Annotated in this window: 18 protein-coding genes; 8 read left to right on the top strand and 10 right to left on the bottom strand. The window is 66.9% G+C overall.

Annotated elements, in window-relative coordinates:
- Positions 1–517 precede the first annotated feature (517 nt).
- The 3 genes from mutS to BXA00_RS18990 all read left to right on the top strand — a co-directional run bounded on the left by mutS (position 518) and on the right by BXA00_RS18990 (position 4,799).
- Positions 518–3,172, top strand: coding sequence for a DNA mismatch repair protein MutS (mutS, locus tag BXA00_RS19000; RefSeq protein WP_076520001.1), 2,655 nt, complete (start codon positions 518–520; stop codon positions 3,170–3,172).
- Positions 3,169–4,362: a cupin domain-containing protein gene (locus BXA00_RS18995; protein ID WP_076520000.1), complete on the top strand. Its 1,194-nt coding sequence runs from the start codon at positions 3,169–3,171 to the stop codon at positions 4,360–4,362. The genes mutS and BXA00_RS18995 overlap by 4 nt, the downstream gene beginning before the upstream one ends.
- 218 nt (positions 4,363–4,580) lie before the next feature.
- Positions 4,581–4,799 carry an endopeptidase gene (locus BXA00_RS18990; protein WP_076519999.1) on the top strand — a complete coding sequence of 73 codons (219 nt, stop codon included), beginning with the start codon at positions 4,581–4,583 and terminating at the stop codon, positions 4,797–4,799.
- Between the two features lie 91 nt (positions 4,800–4,890).
- Here BXA00_RS18990 and bamC read toward each other — a convergent pair whose 3' ends face one another.
- From bamC to BXA00_RS18970, 4 genes are all read right to left on the bottom strand, one after another.
- A complete protein-coding gene (gene bamC, locus BXA00_RS18985) occupies positions 4,891–6,015 on the bottom strand; it encodes an outer membrane protein assembly factor BamC (protein ID WP_076519998.1) in 1,125 nt (374 codons plus the stop codon).
- A 16-nt stretch (positions 6,016–6,031) separates the two neighbouring features.
- Complete coding sequence (gene dapA / locus BXA00_RS18980) at positions 6,032–6,937, bottom strand: 4-hydroxy-tetrahydrodipicolinate synthase (RefSeq protein WP_076519997.1); 906 nt, start codon at positions 6,935–6,937, stop codon at positions 6,032–6,034.
- A gap of 88 nt (positions 6,938–7,025) precedes the next feature.
- Positions 7,026–7,673 (bottom strand): site-2 protease family protein, encoded by a 648-nt coding sequence (locus tag BXA00_RS18975; protein ID WP_076519996.1) that lies wholly within the window; start codon positions 7,671–7,673, stop codon positions 7,026–7,028.
- 69 nt (positions 7,674–7,742) lie between these two features.
- A complete protein-coding gene (locus tag BXA00_RS18970; protein WP_076519995.1) occupies positions 7,743–8,369 on the bottom strand; it encodes an L-threonylcarbamoyladenylate synthase in 627 nt (208 codons plus the stop codon).
- A gap of 86 nt (positions 8,370–8,455) precedes the next feature.
- On the opposite strand from BXA00_RS18970, the gene BXA00_RS18965 reads away from it, so the two are divergent.
- From BXA00_RS18965 to BXA00_RS18955, 3 genes are all read left to right on the top strand, one after another.
- Positions 8,456–9,307 carry a neutral zinc metallopeptidase gene (locus BXA00_RS18965; RefSeq protein ID WP_076519994.1) on the top strand — a complete coding sequence of 284 codons (852 nt, stop codon included), beginning with the start codon at positions 8,456–8,458 and terminating at the stop codon, positions 9,305–9,307.
- Between the two features lie 246 nt (positions 9,308–9,553).
- A complete protein-coding gene (locus tag BXA00_RS18960; RefSeq protein ID WP_076519993.1) occupies positions 9,554–10,090 on the top strand; it encodes a hypothetical protein in 537 nt (178 codons plus the stop codon).
- Positions 10,087–10,851, top strand: a complete 765-nt coding sequence (locus tag BXA00_RS18955; protein WP_076519992.1) for a DUF1828 domain-containing protein — start codon at positions 10,087–10,089, stop codon at positions 10,849–10,851. The genes BXA00_RS18960 and BXA00_RS18955 overlap by 4 nt, the downstream gene beginning before the upstream one ends.
- 59 nt (positions 10,852–10,910) lie before the next feature.
- Here BXA00_RS18955 and BXA00_RS18950 read toward each other — a convergent pair whose 3' ends face one another.
- The 3 genes from BXA00_RS18950 to BXA00_RS18940 form a co-directional block, all read right to left on the bottom strand.
- Positions 10,911–11,186 (bottom strand): hypothetical protein, encoded by a 276-nt coding sequence (locus BXA00_RS18950; RefSeq protein WP_076519991.1) that lies wholly within the window; start codon positions 11,184–11,186, stop codon positions 10,911–10,913.
- A gap of 230 nt (positions 11,187–11,416) precedes the next feature.
- Positions 11,417–12,073, bottom strand: a complete 657-nt coding sequence (locus tag BXA00_RS18945; RefSeq protein WP_076519990.1) for an N-acetyltransferase — start codon at positions 12,071–12,073, stop codon at positions 11,417–11,419.
- Between the two features lie 175 nt (positions 12,074–12,248).
- A complete protein-coding gene (locus tag BXA00_RS18940; protein ID WP_076519989.1) occupies positions 12,249–12,977 on the bottom strand; it encodes a helix-turn-helix transcriptional regulator in 729 nt (242 codons plus the stop codon).
- Positions 12,978–13,053: 76 nt separating this feature from the next.
- Here BXA00_RS18940 and BXA00_RS18935 point away from each other — a divergent pair, with 76 nt between their 5' ends.
- The gene (locus BXA00_RS18935) at positions 13,054–14,316 is read left to right on the top strand and encodes an MFS transporter (protein ID WP_076519988.1); all 1,263 of its coding nucleotides are present in this window, start codon (positions 13,054–13,056) and stop codon (positions 14,314–14,316) included.
- 11 nt (positions 14,317–14,327) lie between these two features.
- Here BXA00_RS18935 and BXA00_RS18930 read toward each other — a convergent pair whose 3' ends face one another.
- Positions 14,328–14,960 (bottom strand): FMN-binding negative transcriptional regulator, encoded by a 633-nt coding sequence (locus BXA00_RS18930; RefSeq protein ID WP_076519987.1) that lies wholly within the window; start codon positions 14,958–14,960, stop codon positions 14,328–14,330.
- A 125-nt stretch (positions 14,961–15,085) separates the two neighbouring features.
- Complete coding sequence (locus tag BXA00_RS18925; protein ID WP_076519986.1) at positions 15,086–15,280, bottom strand: hypothetical protein; 195 nt, start codon at positions 15,278–15,280, stop codon at positions 15,086–15,088.
- A gap of 199 nt (positions 15,281–15,479) precedes the next feature.
- On the opposite strand from BXA00_RS18925, the gene BXA00_RS29105 reads away from it, so the two are divergent.
- Entirely contained in the window at positions 15,480–15,647 is a 168-nt protein-coding gene (locus BXA00_RS29105) for a hypothetical protein (protein ID WP_172805878.1), read from the top strand.
- Positions 15,648–15,681: 34 nt separating this feature from the next.
- Here BXA00_RS29105 and BXA00_RS18920 read toward each other — a convergent pair whose 3' ends face one another.
- Positions 15,682–17,076: an amidohydrolase family protein gene (locus tag BXA00_RS18920; protein WP_083714289.1), complete on the bottom strand. Its 1,395-nt coding sequence runs from the start codon at positions 17,074–17,076 to the stop codon at positions 15,682–15,684.

Genomic DNA, 17,076 nt, shown 5'->3' with positions numbered 1-17,076 from the left:
TCCTTCAGACAAAGATCAAGTACCGCACGAACAAAAGCGCCTACGCAACAAAAGTCAGCTATTCCGATATCCGCGTGAAAGCGTGTTGTGACCTCCGGCAATCCGGATGATGAGTATGAGGCAGGCATCGAACCCCTGAATCGCTCAAGCGGGGGGATGTTCGGCTCGTAAGATGAACATTTAAGCCAGTCCCCCAACATACCCAGGGCCGGCGCGGTCAAGATCTAGCGGAGGGTAAACCGCGCGGGATTCATCTCATGCGTGCAACCACGAGGGCAAACGCTGCCCCAACGGAGGATGACTCGCAGTTTTCTGGATCGCGGCCAGCCTGACTATCAGCCTCGTCCGAACTAGCCCAAGAAGCTGAACGTCAGCCTCCCGCGCCACAATTGGCAGAATCGCCCCGTCCGACGGGCTGCCAACTAGCTGCAGCGGCGCAGTCTGGTTCGCCGGCGCGTCCTTGATCGAACTCCCCCGCGCAAGGCGACCTTTCGCCCTCCCCGATACAATCACGGGCATGAATTCAGCAACACAAAACACCGCCGCCGACGCCCACGCGGGCCACACCCCCATGATGCAGCAATACCTGCGCCTCAAAGCCGAGGCCGGGCCGTTGCTGCTGTTCTATCGCATGGGCGACTTCTATGAAATGTTCTACGAAGACGCGGAGCGCGGCGCGCGTCTGCTCAATCTGACGTTGACCAAGCGGGGTTCGTCCAACGGGGTGCCGATCCCCATGGCCGGCCTGCCCGTGCATGCCATGGAGCAATACCTGGCGCGTCTCGTGGCCATGGGGGAGTCCATCGCCATCTGCGAACAGATCGGCGACCCGGCCGCCTCCAAGGGGCCGGTCGAGCGCCGTATCGTGCGCATCGTGACGCCCGGCACGTTGACCGATGACGCCCTCTTGCCCGCCAAGGCCGACCGCGCACTGGCGGCGGCCTTCGTGGGCGGCAGCGCGCGCGCGCCGCGCGCGGGCCTGGCGTGGCTGAATCTCGCCAGCGGCGAGTTCCGCGTGACCGAATGCGCGCCCGCGCAGTTGGAATCGGAATTGCACCGCATTGCGCCGGCCGAGATCGTGTGCGCCGACAGCGCCGAGTTCGATTTCCCGTTCGAGGGCGCCCGCTCCCGCGTGCCGGACTGGCACTTCGAGAGCGACGGCGCGCGGGCGCACCTGCTGGCGCATTTCAAGACGGACACGCTGGCGGGCTTCGATATCGAGGACATGCCGGCCGGCATCTGCGCGGCTGGCGCCCTGCTGCGCTATGCCGCGCGTACGCAGTCGCAGGCGCTGGCGCACGTGCAAAGCCTGTCGGCCGAGCGGCCCGGCCAGTTCGTGCTGCTGGACCCGGTCACGCGCCGCAACCTGGAACTGACGCAGACGCTGTCGGGCGAAGACTCGCCCACGCTGTTCTCGCTGCTGGACGGCTGCCGCACGCCGATGGGCAGCCGCCTGCTGCGCCGCTGGCTGCATCACCCCTTGCGTGAAAACGCGCAGGCGCTGGCGCGTCAGCAGGCCATTTCGGCGCTGCTGGCGGGCCGCATGGACGTCGAGCAGACGTTCGGGTCCGCCGGGCTGCTCGAGTCCCTGCGCGCCGCGCTGAACGCGTTTCCCGACATCGAGCGCATCGCCGCGCGGCTGGCGCTGCGTTCGGTGCGCCCGCGCGAACTGGCCAGCCTGCGCGACGCGCTGCAGGCGTTGCCCGCGCTGGCCGATCTGGTCGAACCCATGTCGGCCTCGCCGCGCATCGGCGAGTTGGTCGCCCACCTGTCGGTGGATCCCGCGCTGGCCGCGCTGCTGATGCGCGCCATCGCGCCCGAGCCTGCCGTGGCCATCCGCGACGGCGGCGTGCTGGCCACGGGATTCGACGCGGAACTGGACGAACTGCGCGCGCTGGCGGCCGACGGCGGCGACTTCCTGGTGCAACTGGAAGCGCGCGAGCGCGAGCGCACGGGCATCAGCAACCTGCGCGTGGAGTTCAACCGCGTGCATGGCTTCTACATCGAGGTCACCAAGGGCCAGACCGCCAAGGTGCCCGAGGACTACCGGCGCCGCCAGACGCTCAAGAACGCAGAACGCTACATCACGCCCGAGCTCAAGACCTGGGAAGACAAGGTGTTGTCCGCGCAGGACCGGTCGCTGGCGCGGGAAAAATGGCTGTTCGAGCAATTACTCGATGTCCTGGCCGAGCACGTGCGCCCGCTGTCGGACTGCGCCGCCGCGCTGGCCGAGCTGGACACGCTGGCCGCCCTGGCCGAGCACGCGCAGCGCCATGACTGGATCGCGCCCGAGCTGTCCGAGCAGGCCGACATCGACATCGAGGCCGGCCGCCATCCGGTGGTCGAGCGCGCCATTGAACGCTTCACGCCCAATGGCTGCCGCCTGGACCCGGCGCGGCGCATGCTGCTGATCACCGGCCCGAACATGGGCGGTAAATCGACGTATATGCGGCAGGTGGCGCTGATCGTGCTGCTGGCGCGCATCGGCAGCTTTGTGCCCGCCTCGCGCGCCCGGATCGGCAAGATCGACCGCATCTTCACCCGGATCGGCGCCGCCGACGACCTGGCGGGGGGACGCTCGACCTTCATGATGGAAATGACGGAGGCTGCCGCCATCCTGTCTGCCAGCACGCCCAACAGCCTGGTGCTCATGGACGAAATCGGCCGCGGCACGTCCACCTACGACGGCTTGGCGCTTGCCTGGGCCATCGCCTGCCGCCTGCTGGCGCACAACCGCGCGCTGACGCTCTTTGCCACGCACTACTTTGAATTGACGCGCCTGCCGGCCGAGCAGCCCACGGCGGCCAATGTCCACCTGGCCGCCGCCGAATCGGCCGGCGGCATCGTCTTCCTGCACGAAGTGCGCGAAGGCCCGGCCAGCCGCAGCTACGGGATCCAGGTGGCCCAACGCGCGGGCGTGCCCGCGGCGGTCATCCGCCAGGCGACGCGCGAGCTCGAACGCCTGGAAGCCCAGGGCGCGCCCACCCCGCAGCTCGGCCTGTTCTCGGCCGCGGCCGAGGCGGACGCCCAGGCCTATGCGCAGGCCGAGCGCTCCGACGCCATCGAGGCGCTGGACGCCCTGCGCGAAGAACTCTCCGCCATCGACCCCGACAGCCTCACCCCGCGCGAAGCGCTGGATGCCCTTTACCGCTTGAAGAAGCACCTCCAATGAACCTCGATCACCCCCTGCCGCTCCTGGGCAACCAGAGCCCCAACGACTTCATGCGCCGCTATTGGCAGAAGAAGCCGCTGCTGATCCGCCAGGCCATCCCCGCCTTCAAGCCGCCGGTCACCATCGCGGCGGTCAAGAAGCTGGCGCGGCGCGACGACGTGGAATCGCGGCTCATCTGGCGCGAGAACGGCGAATGGCAGATGGAAAACGGCCCCTTCGCGCGCCTGCCCAAGGACAACGAGGGCGACTGGACGCTGCTGGTGCAGAGCGTGGACCTGCACAGCGACGCGGCCGCCGAGCTGATGGCCCTGTTCCGCTTCATTCCGGATGCCCGCCTGGACGACGTGATGATCAGCATCGCGAGCCACGGCGGCGGCGTGGGCCCGCACTTCGACAGCTATGACGTGTTCCTGCTGCAGGCTGCCGGCGAGCGCGAATGGCGTTACGGGCGTCAGAAGGACCTGTCGCTCGAGCCGGACCTGCCGCTCAAGATCCTGAGCAACTTCCAGCCCGAGGAAAAGGCGGTGCTGGCGCCGGGCGACATGCTGTATCTTCCGCCGCAGGCCGCCCACGACGGCGTCGCCATGGGCGACGGCTGCATGACGATCTCCATCGGTTTTCGCGCGCCCACCCAGGCGACCCTCGCGCGTGGCCTGCTGGAAGCGGCCGCCGACCAGGTCATGGCCCGCGTGGGCCTTTTGGGCGGCCCGTATGGCGAACCGCCCCTGCCCGGCCCGAAGCTGTCGGCCGTCTATCGCGACCCGGCCCAGCCGGCGGTGGACACGCCCGCGGCGCTGCCCGACGCGCTGGTCGCCGCCACCCTGGAAACCGTGGATAAGCTGCGCTTTGACGACGCCCTGGCCTCTCGCTTCCTGGGCTGCTGGCTGACCGAGCCCAGCAACCTCAGCGTGTTCGACGCGCCCGAGGACGTGGACCTGGACCTGGAAGAGGATTGGCCCGCCACCGGCCGTCTGGTGCTGGATCGCCGCAGCCGCATGCTGTATCGCGGCAAACAGCTCTTCATCAACGGAGAAACCGCCATGGCGCCCGCGGACGCGGCGTTGCGGATGTTGGCGGATATGCGTACCCTGGACTGCGGCCACCCCGCCTGCGCTCGCCTGTCTGACGAAGCGCGCTCCTGCCTGGCGGACTGGCTGGATTCGGGATGGATCCATTACCGCGCTGCGTAGTAACTGGAAACGCCTGCGTATCCGTGTCGCACAGAAAGAAATCAGGTCTGTAATCCGGGTCACATCAAGAAAGACATAACACGAAGCTGAAAGGTTTGTTGCCTTTGGGATGCGACCTATTTAACTTTCATACGCGATGCGGTCGAACCTTCCTGTAGCCTGACTTCTGGTTTCCCCTAACGGGGTTTCAAGAGTCGTCATCTACAGGAGTCCAAATAATGATGAGCAAAACCTTGATTATTGCCTCGGTGCTGGCCGTTTCGCTCAGCGCTTGCAACAAGAAGGAAGATGCCGCGGCGCCGGCGACCAGCCCCGCTCCCGCCACGACCACGCCCGCCCCGAGCAGCACGCCGCCGGCGGCGCCCGCCCCGACCCCGGGCACCACGCCGGGTTCCGGTTCCACCACCCCGGGCGGCTCGACCACCCCCGCGTCGTAATCATTCAGGCACGAACCCCCGCACTGAAGACGCAAAAAAAACCCTGGCATCGAAAATGCCAGGGTTTTTTTGCGTCTTGCGGCGCTGCTGATTACATCTTGTCCTTCAGGACGCTCAGCAGACGCTGCGCCGTGGCGGTGTTGTCGGGCGCGCCATTCGCGTCCAGCACCGTGACCGTGGTCTGGTCGCCGCTGCCCGTGAGGTGGATGCGGTACTGCGGCGCCTGGGCCTGCTTGTCGCCGGAGAACATGCGGCTGAAGAAGCCCGGTTGTTCCATCTTTTCGCCGGTGTCGGTGTCGACATAGCGGACGAAGTAGTCGCCGGCCGAACGGTCGCGGTCTTCGACGGCAAAGCCGCCGCCATCCAGCGCCACGCCGACGCGGCGCCACGCACGGTCGAAGGATTCGCTGATGATGAGCGTTGCGCCCTGGGCACGGACAACCTGCTGCACGGCGGGCTTTTGCGGCGAGGCTTCGGCCTGCTGCACCAGCTTGCGCGCGTTGTCGACGTCGGTTCCCAGGTAGACCATCATGCGCGCCAGCATGGCGGCGTTCAGGCCGGGATCTTCCTTGCCGTTCTGCCACTGCACCTGCGCGCCGTCGTAGCCCACGCGCTTTTCGAGCATCTGGCGATGGCTGACGTAGATTTCGGTGTGGCCGTTGACGCGTTCGACGCGGGTGCGGAATTTCTCGCGCTCGCCGCTATCCCAGGCGGTTTCCAGCACGGCGCCCAGCGCCTGGCGCAGCCAGCTTTCGGGGATCTTGGCGCGGTTTTCGGCCCAGTCCGTTTCGATCAGGCCGGCGCCGGGATTGTTGGTGGCGACGGTGAATCCGTTTTCGGTCCAGAAGTCGACCAGACGGGGGAAGACCTGCTCGGGCGGACGCTCCACGACCAGCCAGCGCAGGTCGCCGTCGCGCTCGACGCGCATGTCCTGGCGGTTGGGCAGCACGTTGCTCGTCTTAGGAGCGCTGGCCTGGGCCACGCCCTGCTGCTGGAACTCGGAGAAGGTGGTCGACCCGGAAGCGGGCGCGCGATAGCGCGGATCGCTGTTGGCCTGGGTCAGGTCGGGCGGGATGCTCAGGGGCTCTCCGCGTTGATTGACTGCGCTCTTGTAATCGACCGATTCTTCATTGCCCAGGAATTGGTTGACCTCGGAGCATCCGGCCAGCAACACCAGAGACATCAATGCCGACAAACCGGCATGACGTTTGTTCATACGTTTCCTCACGATATTAGAGCAGTCCCGTTTCCTGGAGCGCAGCGCGCACCGTTGCGTGATGCTGCGAGCCCAGTTCAACCAGCGGCAGCCGGTAGCCGAGCGCGCTGCGGCCCATTTCGGCCAACGCCCACTTGACGGGGATGGGGTTGGCTTCAACGAACAAAGCCTTGTTCAGACGCGCCAGGAACGCATTAAGTTCACGAACCTTGGGCACGTTGCCAGCCAGGGCGGCGGCACAGAGATCGCGCATGAGCCTGGGCGCCACGTTGGCCGTGACCGAAATGTTGCCGCGCGCGCCCAGCAGGATCAGGGCCGCGGCGGTGGGATCGTCCCCGCTGAAGACCTGGAAGCTGGCGGGCGCCTCGCGCAGCAGCAGGCCGCCGCGGGCGATGTCGCCGGTGGCGTCCTTGATGCCGATGATGCCCGGCACCTGCGCCAGGCGCAGGACGGTTTCGTTGCTCATGTCGGCAACGGTACGGCCCGGCACGTTGTACAGAATGGTGGGCAGGTCGACGGCTTCCGCGATGGTGCGGAAGTGGCGGTACAGGCCTTCCTGCGAAGGCTTGTTGTAGTACGGGACGACGGACAGCCCGGCCTGCGCGCCCACGGCCTTGGCGTGGCGGGTCAGGTGGATGGCTTCGTCGGTGGAGTTGGCGCCCACGCCAGCAATGACCGGAATGCGGCCGGCGGCATGTTCGACGGCAACGCGGATCAGTTCCGCGTGTTCTTCCATGGAGACCGTGGGCGACTCCCCGGTGGTGCCCACCACCACCAGCGCATCGGTACCTTCCTGGACGTGCCAGTCGATCAGCGACCGGTAGGCAGCGTAGTCCAGGCTGCCATCGGGTTGCATTGGGGTGACCAGGGCCACCATGCTGCCCTGGAAATTAACGCCTGCGGCGGTAGCAGGGGATGCCATAGATGAAGGGCTCCAAAACCCCGCAGCGGGATTGCCCCGGGGCCAAATTCAGTGAAACAGCTGAGTTTAACGGATATTGGCTGGAATCTTACAGAAACCACTGAACGATTGTCGTTCCCAACCCGAGCACCGGCTGCATCAATAACCAGAGCACATCGGTGACGAGCAGGACGATGACGATTACCAGTCCGTAGGGCTCGATTTTGGAGTATTGCCAGGCCAGCCGGTTGGGCAGCAGGCTGAACAGAACGCGTCCGCCGTCCAGCGGCAGGATGGGCAGCAGGTTCAGCGCCATCAGCACGAGGTTGACGTTCACGCCCGCCACGGCCATCTCGAACCAGAAGCTTTCGTGCAGGCCGCTTTCCATGAACAACCGCAGGGACAGCGCCCACAGGATGGCCATGAAGAGGTTGGCGGCCGGGCCGGCCAGCGCGACCCAGGCCATGTCCTTCTTCGGGCGGCGCAGGCGGCCGAAGTCCACCGGAACCGGCTTGGCCCAGCCGAAGAGCAGGCCGGGGCTGCCCATGAGCTTGGACGCCAGCAGGATGGCGACCGGCACCAGCAAGGTGCCGACGGGGTCGATGTGGCGCGCCGGGTTCAGGCTGACCCGTCCGGCCTCGTAGGCGGTCGGATCGCCCAGCATGCGCGCCACGTAGCCGTGCGCGGCTTCGTGCAGGGTGATGGCGAAGATGACCGGTATCGCGTAGACCGCAATGGTTTGGATGATGTCATTCATGGCGAACCGGATTGTAGATGAGCCGCACGCCGGCGCGGCGTGTCTCGCATGGCGAGGCGATGGACGGGATCAGACTAGACCCAGGGTGGCGGGATCGCCGCGACCCACGCGCACCACGACCGGGTCGTCGCCGGTCAGGTCGATGACGGTGGTGGGCGATTGCGGGCAGGCGCCCGCGTCGATGATGGCGGCTAGGTCGTGGTCGTAGCGCGCGCGGATTTCCTCGGCGTCGTTGAGCGCGTCGGTTTCGTCCTTGGGGATCAGCGTGGTGGACAGCAGGGGCGATCCCGCCTGCTCCAGCAGGCCCAGCAGGACGGCGTGGTCCGGCACGCGGATGCCGATGGTCTTGCGAGACGGGTGCGAAACGCGCCGCGGCACTTCCTTGGTGGCTTCCAGGATGAACGTCCAGGGGCCGGGCGTCGCGGCTTTCAGCAGACGGTATTGCTTGTTGTCGACGCGCGCGAAATGGCCGATTTCAGCCAGGTCGCGGCATAGCAAGGTGAGATGGTGGCGTTCGTCCAGCCCGCGCAGGCGGCGCAGCCCGTCGGCGGCGGCCTTGTCGTCCAGCCGCGCCACGACGGCGTAACTGGAATCGGTGGGCACGGCCACCAGGCCCCCGTCGTTGAGCCATTGGGCGGCTTGCTTGAGCAGCCGCGGCTGGGGATTTGCGGGGTGGACGGAGAAGTACAAAGCCATGGGTTTATCCTAACATCCTTGAAGGCCGCTCAAAATAGCGCGGCGATGCAAAATGGCGGTAACGCCGAACCGCCCGGAGAACCAGTATGCGCCTCGATCGATCGCGCCAGAGCGAAAATGTGGAAGACCGCCGTTCCAGCGGCCCCCGAATCGGCGGACGCGGCACCATCGGCATAGGCACGATAGTACTTGCCCTGGTCGCCATGTATTTCGGCGTGGACCCCAGCGTGGTCCTGCAGATGGCCGAAGGCCCGCCCACGCAGCAGGAAGCGCCCGCCTCGCGCCCCCCGGCCAATGATCCGCAAGCCGTCTTCGTGTCCAAGGTCCTGGGCGAAACCGAGGACGTCTGGACGTCCATCTTCCAGAATGAACTGAACCGCCAGTATGTCGAGCCCAAGCTGGTGCTGTTCCGCGGCGCCACGCCCACGGCCTGCGGCACCGGCCAGTCCGCCATGGGCCCCTTCTACTGCCCTGGCGACAGCAAGGTGTACATCGACCTGTCGTTCTTTGACGAACTGCAGAGCCGTTTCAAGGCGCCGGGCGATTTCGCGCAGGCTTACGTGATCGCCCATGAAGTGGGACACCACGTGCAGCACCTGCTGGGCATTTCGGATCAGGTGGACAATCTGCGCCGCCGCAATCCGGCGCAGGCCAATGCGCTGTCCGTGCGCATGGAGCTGCAGGCGGACTGCTTTGCCGGCCTGTGGGCGCAGCGCGCGGATGCGGCGCGCAATATCCTCGAAGGCGGCGATGTGGAAGAAGCCCTGGCGGCCGCGACCGCCATCGGCGACGACCGTCTGCAGAAGCAGACCCAGGGTTACGTGGTGCCGGACGCCTTCACCCACGGCACGTCCGCACAGCGCGTGCGCTGGTTCAAGCGTGGCCTGGAAAGCGGCAGCCTCAAGCAATGCGACACCTTCGGCGCCTCGTCTCTGTGAGGTCCGGGGTGAAGTCCCTGCATGAAGTCCTGCATGAAGTCTGGCATCCGCCCCACCCTGTGTTTTCCCGGAGCGCGACATTGACTGTATATCCATACAGCAATCCAACCCGCCCGGTCTTCATCTTGTAAGATTACGCCCCCTCGCAATGCTGCGCGCGCGTGTCTGTCCCGCGGCGCGGCGGGGCGCAGCGCATGCATGGCGCAAGACGTCACCGCGCAGTCCCAAGACCCTAACTCTGTTTCCATGGCCAACAAGTTCGAACCGCTGATCACCGTTGATGAGGTGCAAGAGATCCTTGCCGAACCCAAGGAAACCGCCAAGCCGATCCTCTGGACGCCGAAGCCCGGCGCGGGCAACGTCCAATGGATGGAATTCAGCAGCCCCTGCAAGGTCAAGGGCGACGTGCGCGAGGATGTGATCTTCCGCACCTTCTACCGGGGCGCGCGCACGGCGGTGCATGGCCAGGCCACCATTTTCCTGACGGAAGCGTTCTGTGCCAGCCTGTTCGTGGGTCCGCACCGCGTATACGGCGTGGACACCGACGACTCCTTCCACACCAGCCTGGTGGGCTCGGACCGGCCCCATTACCGCAAGCCGCTCGCCGACCGCAGCCATGAACACATCTGGGTCGAAGAAGGCGAAGGCTATGCCGAACCCGTCGTGCCCGCCCTGGACACCATCGGCGCCCTGATGCAGTATTTCCTGCCGCGAGCGAACCTGACGCTGGCCGGCGGCTTTGCGCATCCCCTCAAAGGCCGCCAAATCGAACTGATCCTATGAGCAATTTCCTGGAAGCCTCCGGCTGGACTGTCCTGCCGGCGGGCGAACACGCCATCCGCGCCGTGTCTCCCATGACGCTGGGCCTGGATGGCCAACATGCCGCGTTCTTCATCGCGCATCCCGACGAGTCCTCGTTCTACCTGACCGACGCCGGTGAGACGGCGATGCACGCGTCCAGCTTCGGCATCGAGGTGGCGGCCAAGCGCATCGATATCCTGAACGAGACGCCGGGCGTCACCCTGGCGCAATTCGACCGGTCCGGCGCCATCGTCGCGTCGGGGCCCAACGAACAACTGCAGGAAGCCCTGTGGGACGCCGTGAAGCTGGCGATGGCCCTGTCGTTCCAGTGCGCGAAATGGATGCCCCGCTTCAGCCAGTTGCGCTTTCGCGCCCAGGTGGGCCGGGCGCTGGCGGAAGGGGTGGGCGTGAACCGCATGGTCAAGGGCGCGCGCGCCAAGGGCAGCAGCGGCCACACCGCCGACTTCGCGTATGCGGTGCGCGCCGCGGGCAGCACGGCGCTGACGTACATCGAGCCCATCGCCCTGAAGGCCGGCAAGAAAATGGATTGGACGCAGGTCTACCAGACCCACGGCAAGATGTCCGACGTGAAGATGGCCGATGCGCGCAACTCGCGCATGGTGATACTGGAAGACGGCGCGTCGGCCGAGGAATTCAAGAAGGCCGTGACGATTCTGGAACAGTCCGCCACCGTGCAGACGCTGGCCAAGACCCGCGACTGGCGGGAAGTCTTTTCCGCGTAACGGCGAACAGGCCAATAGGCGAACAGGCGAAAGGCAAAAAGCGCCAGGCGGCAAGTCCGTCAGGACGGCACGTTCGTCAGGCCGTCCACGATCTCCCGTCCGTGCAGGATGGCTGCATGGACGGCCTCGCGCGGGCTGTAGACGAAACCGCCCTCGGCGAATTGCGGAACCGGGTATTCGTCGCCGCCTTCTAGGATGGCGCCTGCCTGGACGACCATCACCGAGGCGGTAAAGACGGGGCCGCTGGCTTGGGCCTGAAGCTCGATAGTGCCGTCGCCCCGGGAAACCTTGGCCGTAAGGCGGTATCCCTTGTAGATCAAGTTGTTTTGATGCACTTCGGTAGTCCTCTATCTACCGTCGAGCATACTCCGCGATTCATGACAACCCGGATAAGTTTTGTAACTCCAGCAGAAACTGGAAACACTGTTGCGCCCAATTAGTAGCGTCCCCGTTTCTCATATTTTGAGAAGCGCCGCTGGGCGGCGGCGCGATATTCAGTGTTGGCGCGGCTTTCGAGCCAGCGCCGGGCTCGCGGCACGCGACGCCCGGCACGGAAATCCGGGGATTACCCTAGGGTGTGTTGCGAAAGCGCATCCTGGGACGCAATCATCCCTGTCGCGCGCATGTAAGCGTCCAGCGTCCAGCCCTTGCCCAGCAGGATCATGCGGGTGTGCAGATCCTCCCGCACGCGGGGACTTACCTCGCGCCCCAGGTAGGTCAACTGCTTGCGGCGCAGGTCCACGAAGCCCAGCGCGTAGTCGCGCGCCAGCCCCATCCACAGGCGGTGCGCGCCGATCGACTGGCGAGCCCCGCTCAGGATGCACAGGCCCGCGTCCAGCGCCCACCGGTACACCGCGGTGGCCAGGCCCATGCCCTGGTACGGGGCGGCGTACTTGGAATGCGGGGCGCGCACATAGGGATCGGCGCGCCGGCCCACTTCGATCAGGCGGTTGAAAACGGTGTAGCCCGCCAGCCGGTCCCGCCGCACGTCCACCACATACACGTAATACTCGCCGTCAGCCTCGCGATAGCGAAGCACGATGCCAGGGATGTCGGTCTTGACCTCCGGCAGTCCATGCAGGCGGTCCATGGGACGATTCATGCGGTTGTGGATGACATCGAGTTCCTTGTCCACTTCCTGCGGGCAATGGTTAACGTCGATGCGCAGTTCCGTCACGATCTGCAAGACGTGACGGAAAGCGTGCAAGGCCAGCGTAGGCAAGGCCACCTCCTGTACAGGGTAGTAAAGCGGTCCGCGAGGGACGGGAAGACGTAAAAAAAGCCGCATCCGCGGCTCAAAGGGTTGTGGGCGGGTGCGCCGCCTGCTTGGACGGCATATTGGCGGCATATCGGCGGCGATCGGCGGCATGTTCGGGCACATGGCGGCGGGGAAACGGTCAGGCTGCCGCATGCGCGTCCCTCCGCGCCGCGGGCTGTGCGTCCGCAGGGCCGAAAAAAGCCGGGAACTGCCGCTCGCCCTTGGACGTGACGCGCAACGCGCGCGAGTCCAGGTCCTTGCTGACCCAGCCGCGCGCCAGCAGCGCGTCGAACAGCGCCGCCCCGAGGGCGCCGCCCAGATGCGAGCGCCGCTCGCTCCAGTCCAGGCACGCGCACGCAAAGCGCCGGCGCCGCAGGCGCGCCTGCGCGACGTCCACGCCCACCTGCGCCAGCGAGGCTTCGCCCAGCGGAGTGAGCGCATAGTCGCGGCCGTCGGGCAAAAGCCAGCAGCGGGCGAGCATGGCGTCATGGATGCGCACGGCCAACGTGCCCGCCATGTGGTCATAGCAGGTGCGGGCGTCGCGCAACAGGGATGGCGTGCTGGGCTTGAACGGCGCGCGATCGGCGCCCGCGACCACCAGCAGGGCCTCCAGCGCGCGGCCGACCTCGGCGCTCGCCAGCCGGAAGTACCGGTGCTTGCCCTGCACCGCCATCTCGACCAGGCCCTGCTCGCGCAGGCGCTGGAAATGGCTGCTGGCCGTGGACGCGCCGATGTCGGCGGCCGCGGCCAGCTCCGTGGCGGTGCGCGCGCGCCCATCCAGCAGCACGCACAGCATGCGCGCGCGCGCCGGGTCGGCGATGGCGCCCGCCACGGCGGACAGGTTGATGTCGGCGAATCCGGATTCCATGATTCGGGGTGGACCAAAGTGTTGTGTGTCAGGCGTAAGCATACTTCGACTCACCAAAACTTGCCCCCCGCTGCTCATGCCCTCCTCTGCCCCCTTCTTCGGCTGGAAAGTCCTCTACGCCACCTTCGTGCTCGCCATCTTCGGCTGGGGCGTGGGCTTTTACGGACCGCCCGTGTTCCTGCACGCCGTGGTCCAACGCACCGGCTGGAGCGTCGCCTTGGTGTCAGGGGCCGTCACGCTGCACTTCCTGGCGGGCACGGTGGTCGTGGCCAACCTGCCGCGCCTGCACCGCCGCATCGGCGTGGCGCGCACGACCGCGGGCGGCGCGGTGCTGCTGGCGCTGGGCGTGGCGGGCTGGGCCCTGGCGCAGGCCCCATGGCAATTGTTCGCCGCTGCGGCGCTCAGCGGCATGGGCTGGGTCACGCTGGGCGCCGCGGCCGTCAATGCGCTGATCGCGCCGTGGTTCGTGCGCCGGCGCCCTGCCGCCCTGGGCATGGCCTATAACGGCGCCAGCGTGGGCGGCATCGTGTTTTCGCCGCTGTGGGTGTTCCTGATCGCGCAGGCCGGCTTCGCGCAGGCCGCGCTTTGGGTCGGCCTGGCGATGGTCGCCGTCATCGCCGTCCTGTCGCGCAGCGTCTTCTCGGTGACGCCGCAGCAGCTTGGGCAGGAGCCCGACGGCGACTCGCCCGCCAAGGCAAAGCCTGCCGCCGCAACGGCGCCCGCGCGCGTCGGCAACCTGTGGCGCGACCGGGCCTTCCTGACGCTAGCTGCCGGCATGGCGCTGGGCCTGTTTGCCCAGATCGGGCTGATCGCGCATCTGCTGTCGATGCTCGCGCCGCTGCTGGGCGCACAGACGGCGGGACTGGCAATGGGGCTGGCGACCGCAAGCGCCATCGCGGGACGCGCTGCCGTGGGCTGGCTGATGCCGCCGGCGGCGGATCGCCGCAAAGTGGCCTGCGCGGCCTATGCCGTGCAGATAGGCGGATCGCTGGTGCTGATGCTGGCCGCGGACCATGCCTGGGCGGTGTGGGCCGGCGTGGTGCTGTTCGGGTCGGGCATCGGCAACGCCACGTCCCTGCCGCCGCTGATTGCCCAGACGGAATTCGCCCGCGAGGACGCGGCGCGCGTGGTGCCGCTCATCGTCGCGCTGTCGCAGGGCGCCTACGCCTTCGCGCCGGCGGCGTTCGGGGCGCTGCGAACCGTGCTGCAGGCGTCGGGACTGGCGCTCTTCGGGTTCCTGGCGGCGGCAGCGCTGCTGCAGGCGGCCGCCATCGTCTGTTTTGCGGCCGGACGCGGCGCGCGCGGGGAACGGGCGCACGCCGCGCCGGGCGCGGGTTGACCCAGCCGGCGTCAGCCGCCCCCGCCGCGCCGCGCCACCAGGCCGGCCATGACCGCATCGCCGCGTTCGCTGACCAGGCCCTCGGCCACGCCATGGCGATCGGCCGCCGAACGGTTCTGGCTGACTTTCCATTTGCCTTCGATGCGCGAGATGGGAATCTCGACGCCGACAATGGCGCGCATCTGCGCGGCGATGAAGTCGGTGGGCGCCTCGTCCACGGTCCAGGGCTGGACGCGGGCCTTTTCCTGTTGCGCGGTCAAGGCATCGAGCTGGGCGCGCAGCCAGGCCGGGTCGTCCTGGATCACCGGCGAGCCCCACACGTGGACGGCCACGAAATTCCAGGTCGGCACGACCTTGTGCGTTTCCGCCTTGGTGGCGTACCAGGAGGGCGTGATGTAGGCCTGCGCGCCATGGAACGCCACCAGGCATTCGCCGCCCGCGGCCAGCTCGGCCAGCTGCGGATTGGCGCGCGCCACGTGCAGGCGCAGGACGCCGCGCGGGCCTTCCGGATAAAGCAGACAGGGGATGTGGTTGGCCATCAGCCCCCCGTCGCCGCTGGTGATGAGCACCCCCAGCGGATGGGCGCGGATGAACTCGTGCTGGACATCCAGGGAATCTTCGCGAAAGGCGGCGGGCAGATACATGATGGCGGCGCGACAGGTCGGGGAAAAGCGACAACATACCGCCATCGTGGCACCACTGAAAGAGCCACCGAATCCGCGATTCATGGAACCAGGGCGGCTTGCTCGCCGCGCTCGCCGCGGGGCCGCTATCGTCGCGAGCGCTCGTAGGCGTCGTTCATCCGGTCGCGGGCCTGGGTCTCGTGCGCGTAGGCGCGATCGTAGTTTTCCAGGCAGCCCGGCGTGGGATTGGGCCACTTGATCGCGGCAATCGCCGCGGTGAGCTCGTCGCGCGCGCGCTGCCATTCCTTGACGGCGGCATACCATTCGTTGGCGGTGTCCATAGATGTCTCCTTCTATGTGCACACACCGATCGTAGTCCCGTCCGATCCGCCAGAACAACGATTTTGCATGGCACGCAAGGATGACGCGCGCCGGAAATTTCCGCCCGCATATCACGATGTAATGAATATTGACGTCAACCCTCACTTACCCAGGGCCACGGCTAATGCTACTGTTCCGCCTGTGCAAGGAGTACATGCAATGGATCAGAAAACGAAGCCCTGGGCATTTCCCAAACCCCACCCCGAAAACACCCCTCGCGGCGAGCGCAATAAACAAGAGTTCGACACGCCGCCCCAAGACCAGAAGCCCGCGGCCAAACCGCGCGCCAAGAAGCAGACCCCTGCGACCGGACGGGCGCGTCCGTGACGCTGCCGTCCGTTCCGGCCGTCCGGCGGCGATCTCACCGGGCGGGCACGCTGTCCTTGTAGATCACGCCGTCCTTCATGATCACCAGGAAGTTCCTGTCCGGATCCCCGATCAGCTTGATGTCCTGCAACGGATCGCCGTCGACCAGGATCAGATCGGCCAGCGCCCCTTCCCGCACCACGCCCAGGTCGCCGCGATAAGGGTTGCGCTTGCCCGACAACTTCAACAGTTGCGCATTCGTGCCCGTCGCCATGATCAGCGCCTGCGCGGGCGTATACCACCGCGTCAGGCTCGCCAGAATCATTCCCTGCTGCTCGGCCAGCCGGCTTGAAAACAGGATGTCGGTGCCGAACGCCGTCTTCAGCTTGTGCTTGATCGCAAGCTGGTAGGTGCGGTCGGTGCCGGCAAAGACCTCCTGCGCCTTCAACCACTGATCCGAGCCCCGCGGGAACGCGTTGGCCAATTCATCGGGAAACGGCTGCGTGCTTAGCCAGACGCCCGCCTTGGCCATCGCCTGCGCCGTGTCATCGTCCATCAGGCTGCCGTGCTCGATGCTCAGCACGCCCGCCTTGACTGCCCGCTGGATCGCCGTCGGCGTGTAGGCGTGCACGGCCACGTAGGTGCCCCAGTCCGTGGCGGCGTCCACCGCCGCCTTCAGCTCGGCCTCGGTGAAGGTCACCACGTCCAGCGGGCTGTGCGGCGACGACACGCCCCCGCCGCCCGTCAGCTTGATCTGCGTGGCGCCCTGCATGAGCTGCTCGCGCGTGCGCAGGCGCACTTCGTCGGGACTGTCGGCGATGGTGCTGTCGCCGGCAACATCATGGCGCGACCCCGGCGCGCCCAGGGTGCGCGGCAGGTCAGCCATGGACCGGAAATCGCCATGCCCGCTGGTCACGCTGATCATCGCCCCGGACGGATAGATGCGCGGGCCGGGAATCACCCCCTGGTCCACCGCCTGCTTCAGGCTGAAGGCCGACCCGCCCAGGTCGCGCACGGTGGTAAAGCCGCGCATCAGCGCCTTGCGCGCCTCCACGCCGGCGACGATGTTCAGGTAAGCGGCATCCTGCGTCAGCGCCACCGCCAGCGGCACGCCCACGAACATGCTGTGCCAATGCATGTCGATCAGCCCCGGCATCAGCGTGCGGCCGCCGCCGTCGACGACGCGTGCGCCCGGCGCGGAAAGCGCGTCCCGCGACACTTTTTCGATCAGGTTCCCGTTGACCAGCACGTGGCTCGCCGGACTCAGCTCGGCGGACACGCCATCGAAGATGCGCACGTTCTGGAACAGGATGCGGGCATCCGGCGCGGGTTGCGCGCTGGCAGGCGTTTGCGCCGGGTCCGGCGCGGCCGGCAGTTCGTGGGAAAACACGGCCGGAACGCCAAACAGCAGCGATGCCGCGGCGATTGCAATGCCAGTCCTGACAGCCAT

Source organism: Achromobacter sp. MFA1 R4 (assembly GCF_900156745.1).
Taxonomy (GTDB): domain Bacteria; phylum Pseudomonadota; class Gammaproteobacteria; order Burkholderiales; family Burkholderiaceae_B; genus Achromobacter.
This window is presented reverse-complemented; position numbering and strand designations above follow the sequence as displayed.

Coding starts and splice junctions, on each gene's coding strand:
- BXA00_RS18940 (WP_076519989.1), bottom strand. CDS start 12,977: ATGGAATCCGGATTCGCCGACATCAACCTGTCCGCCGTGGCGGGCGCC.
- BXA00_RS18970 (WP_076519995.1), bottom strand. CDS start 8,369: ATGGCTTTGTACTTCTCCGTCCACCCCGCAAATCCCCAGCCGCGGCTG.
- BXA00_RS18990 (WP_076519999.1), top strand. CDS start 4,581: ATGATGAGCAAAACCTTGATTATTGCCTCGGTGCTGGCCGTTTCGCTC.
- bamC (WP_076519998.1), bottom strand. CDS start 6,015: ATGAACAAACGTCATGCCGGTTTGTCGGCATTGATGTCTCTGGTGTTG.
- BXA00_RS18920 (WP_083714289.1), bottom strand. CDS start 17,076: ATGGCTGTCAGGACTGGCATTGCAATCGCCGCGGCATCGCTGCTGTTT.
- BXA00_RS18955 (WP_076519992.1), top strand. CDS start 10,087: ATGAGCAATTTCCTGGAAGCCTCCGGCTGGACTGTCCTGCCGGCGGGC.
- dapA (WP_076519997.1), bottom strand. CDS start 6,937: ATGGCATCCCCTGCTACCGCCGCAGGCGTTAATTTCCAGGGCAGCATG.
- BXA00_RS18965 (WP_076519994.1), top strand. CDS start 8,456: ATGCGCCTCGATCGATCGCGCCAGAGCGAAAATGTGGAAGACCGCCGT.
- BXA00_RS18995 (WP_076520000.1), top strand. CDS start 3,169: ATGAACCTCGATCACCCCCTGCCGCTCCTGGGCAACCAGAGCCCCAAC.
- BXA00_RS18960 (WP_076519993.1), top strand. CDS start 9,554: ATGGCCAACAAGTTCGAACCGCTGATCACCGTTGATGAGGTGCAAGAG.
- mutS (WP_076520001.1), top strand. CDS start 518: ATGAATTCAGCAACACAAAACACCGCCGCCGACGCCCACGCGGGCCAC.
- BXA00_RS18975 (WP_076519996.1), bottom strand. CDS start 7,673: ATGAATGACATCATCCAAACCATTGCGGTCTACGCGATACCGGTCATC.
- BXA00_RS18935 (WP_076519988.1), top strand. CDS start 13,054: ATGCCCTCCTCTGCCCCCTTCTTCGGCTGGAAAGTCCTCTACGCCACC.
- BXA00_RS18930 (WP_076519987.1), bottom strand. CDS start 14,960: ATGTATCTGCCCGCCGCCTTTCGCGAAGATTCCCTGGATGTCCAGCAC.
- BXA00_RS29105 (WP_172805878.1), top strand. CDS start 15,480: ATGGATCAGAAAACGAAGCCCTGGGCATTTCCCAAACCCCACCCCGAA.
- BXA00_RS18925 (WP_076519986.1), bottom strand. CDS start 15,280: ATGGACACCGCCAACGAATGGTATGCCGCCGTCAAGGAATGGCAGCGC.